Raw genomic sequence first — 2,987 nt, forward strand, 5'->3', positions numbered from 1 at the left:
GACGAGAAGCCTCGCCGTGAACAGGACGCTACCGCCGCTAAACCGGACAACAATACCGACAGCAAACCCGCTGTTAAATCAGAAAGCGAATCGGACGCCTAAACTTTAATCCCTTTTAAACTCACGGTTGCCGGGCCAAAAAACCCTTGGCAACCGTGATTGCTATACCGCAGCTTAAATTTCGTAATTATTCACCTCCCTATCGTTCTAACGCTCGTCTTTATGCATAAATTGTAGGGTACGCTGCGCGTACCAAAGCCGTGCCCTGGCGGTTCGGCTGGCACATGAATATCGCGGAGTTACCATGGTACGCACAGCGTACCCTACGCGGTTCGTCTAGCGTTAGGTGATCCGCTAATGTTAAGTGACAATAAATGGTATCGAGGTCTCATTGGTTAAGCTGCAAAAAGGTAATTTTTGACTTATGTATAACGATGAGCGCTCTAGCGTGGGAATGAAGACCGAGACGCTCTAGCGTCTCGTACCGCTGGAGCGGTACTCAGGCGTTCCCACGCAGAGCGTGGGAGCGATAATTGCCGGGGGACTGAATAGTTACTAAATTTCAGCATTAGCGCATGAAGACACCGGGCCCACGTCAGACCCTACCTTCAATGGACCTGAACGATTTCCAGTATAATCCTAGCCTGTCGAAAGACTGATCTAGTCCGTTATTATTTTCCCCGATTTTTGGCTTTTATGTTTAAAAAATTCTTGGCGCTTTTTTCTTACCGTATAAGGGATATTCTTCTCCTCCCAGTGTGCTAGATCTACTTGAAATGCTTTATTTAATGCCTGGTCAATCACCGCTTCTTTTCGACTGCCACATAAAGCAGGAATCAATAGCACGGAGCGATTCATGTCGGCTTGCGGACTGCGTTCAAGCATGTATTTATAATTTCCAAACAGCGTTTCAATAATATCGCTACTGCTTAACAACGGCAGTTCGGTCAGCTCTGCTTGAATCTGCACATGCTTTTTTAACCAAGCTTGTAGGTGTGTTTTGACTTTAGAATTTCGCGGCAATGTTTTTGATAATTGGTAACATTGTTGGTAGGTGACTTTGTTAAGCCCTTTGTTTTTAATGATTTCCATCACCTCTGAGACTATTTTAGTCGTCAACGCGAAGCGCTCAATAAAGGGTTTCATCCGTAAAAAGCCCGGAAACACCGTCCGTAATTTAGCTAACACGCTGCCTTTCTTCGCGCCGCCTTTAACGGCAAAGACATCCAGCATTTTAGCCCCCCATTCACCGAGTTTACTGATGCTTTGAAAACGCCCTTTAGTCCGTAATTTAGGGGGTGTCAAACAGGCAAATTCTGTCTGTCTCAGGCATTTCGCACCTTGACCCAGTGCCGCAGTAAAGGCTTTATAATCCGCTGTTTTTTCAAATTGACTTTTCAGCGCGCTGGCCATGCAGTGACCGATGTCATCAATGACGGGCACCGGTTTTTCTTGTTTGGCCGACCACTGTCGCACACCTTTTGCTAGCGTGTAGTCGCAGTCTTTAACAATCGCTTGAGGTACGCCGGCGATAGCAAAAATGTCCTCTAAGTCCTGGCAAACCGTCTGATGATTAACCGTTTCACGCACCTTAAGACCGATACATTCACAATCTTGCAATTGAATGGCGCTGCCGCGTTGGCATAGAGACTGTGTTTTTACGCGGAGCACGACCAGTGCTTTTTTAGTCCCTATATCAATGGAGTAATCAATAATCGCAATCCAAGGCTCGCACGTTGGGCACACTTGGCGCAGTAACCCTAAACCAACGCGCAAACTCCAGTTAATCACCGAAGTAAAATGTGGCGTCCACGGTAATTCAAGCGATGTTTGTGAATGAAATAATTCAAGAATGCGCGGAACGCTACGAAAAGAAACCACCGCATCAAGCACGATAAGCACGCATAAAAGTCGCGTTTGCTGAGCTTGTGTTATGTCAATAACCGTTGAAGTATTCGCGGGTACAACAGCAATATCCTGGGTTGCTAGGGTTGACTGATGCTCGAAGGTAATGTTTTTTTTGCTTCGACAAGCTGTTCTAACTGGCAATTATTCCGTTTCAGTTCCGCTATTTTTTTCAAATGACGTTTTTGTGTTTTTCTAAGCTCACGAAGCTCAGCTGCGCGCTCAGTCGCTTTGTTTTTCCATTCATCGCGGCTGTTTAGTAGTTTTGACATTTGAAGCATAGTATTTGGGGGATGGGTTAAAATAAGACCTATTTATACCGCATACAGCGATAATTTTAAATCCACAAGCTGAGGAAATAAAATCACTGTAAAGTGAACAATTATAAGCCATTCAGGTGTGCTTCTTTTAGCTAAGTCATTGATTAGTCGCTTTATGAGCAAAATAAAAGCGGCTTAAGCTGTCGTTTTGGTCAAACGATTGCGTCCAGAATGATTTTAAGTTATTGAATATTAATAAGGTATGTGATTTGATGCATGCGTTTCGACAGCCTAGGCTGATCGTCGACTACCAAGGCCAAGCCCGGTCAATCGGCAAGAGCCAGATACACCACAATCTCTATCCGGTCGACGCAGTGCTGATCGAGGGCGAGCCGCTGCGCGTGATCTCCCAGCGCGTCGACATGAAAGGCCGGTCGCTGCGTTGGCTGGTCGAGAATCTGAAGGCGAACCACGCTTATTACTTGCTCGGCGAATTGCATATTGACGCCGACAAGGTGGTCGATGTCACGCAACTGGAGGCTTACCATCCGGTCAGCTGGAACGGGGCCAAGGTCAAGCTGCATTACGCGAAGGCCGGGGATCTGGCCGATTATTTGAATCTGACCGCGATCCGGGGGGAAGTGGTGGTGCAGTTTTGGTTGAGGCCGGGGGATGCGATGGTGGAGATGCGGTTTGATGGTGGGGCGGGGAGGGTGGAGACGCCTGGGGTTTTGGAGGGGATGTTTTAAGATTTGTTATACTCCCCTCGCTATGGGCGGTTGTTTCCAATGGGAACGGTTGCAGGCGCTACGGTGATTGCAT

3 protein-coding genes are annotated in these 2,987 nt (G+C 47.1%); 1 reads left to right on the top strand and 2 read right to left on the bottom strand.

The annotated features are described in order from the left end of the window. Positions 1 to 660: 660 nt before the first annotated feature. Positions 661 to 1,893 (bottom strand): hypothetical protein, encoded by a 1,233-nt coding sequence (locus VD907_06875; GenBank protein HYG84569.1) that lies wholly within the window; start codon positions 1,891 to 1,893, stop codon positions 661 to 663. A 92-nt stretch (positions 1,894 to 1,985) separates the two neighbouring features. Continuing rightward, a complete protein-coding gene (locus VD907_06880; GenBank protein HYG84570.1) occupies positions 1,986 to 2,177 on the bottom strand; it encodes a hypothetical protein in 192 nt (63 codons plus the stop codon). A 257-nt stretch (positions 2,178 to 2,434) separates the two neighbouring features. On the opposite strand from VD907_06880, the gene VD907_06885 reads away from it, so the two are divergent. After that, positions 2,435 to 2,914, top strand: coding sequence for a hypothetical protein (locus VD907_06885; protein HYG84571.1), 480 nt, complete (start codon positions 2,435 to 2,437; stop codon positions 2,912 to 2,914). Positions 2,915 to 2,987: the final 73 nt, after the last annotated feature.

This window comes from Verrucomicrobiia bacterium, assembly GCA_035629335.1.
GTDB lineage: Bacteria > Patescibacteriota > Saccharimonadia > Saccharimonadales > Saccharimonadaceae > DASUUR01.

Bases quoted from the DNA above. Each gene is read 5' to 3' on its own strand.
- VD907_06880 (HYG84570.1), bottom strand. From the start codon at position 2,177: ATGTCAAAACTACTAAACAGCCGCGATGAATGGAAAAACAAAGCGACT.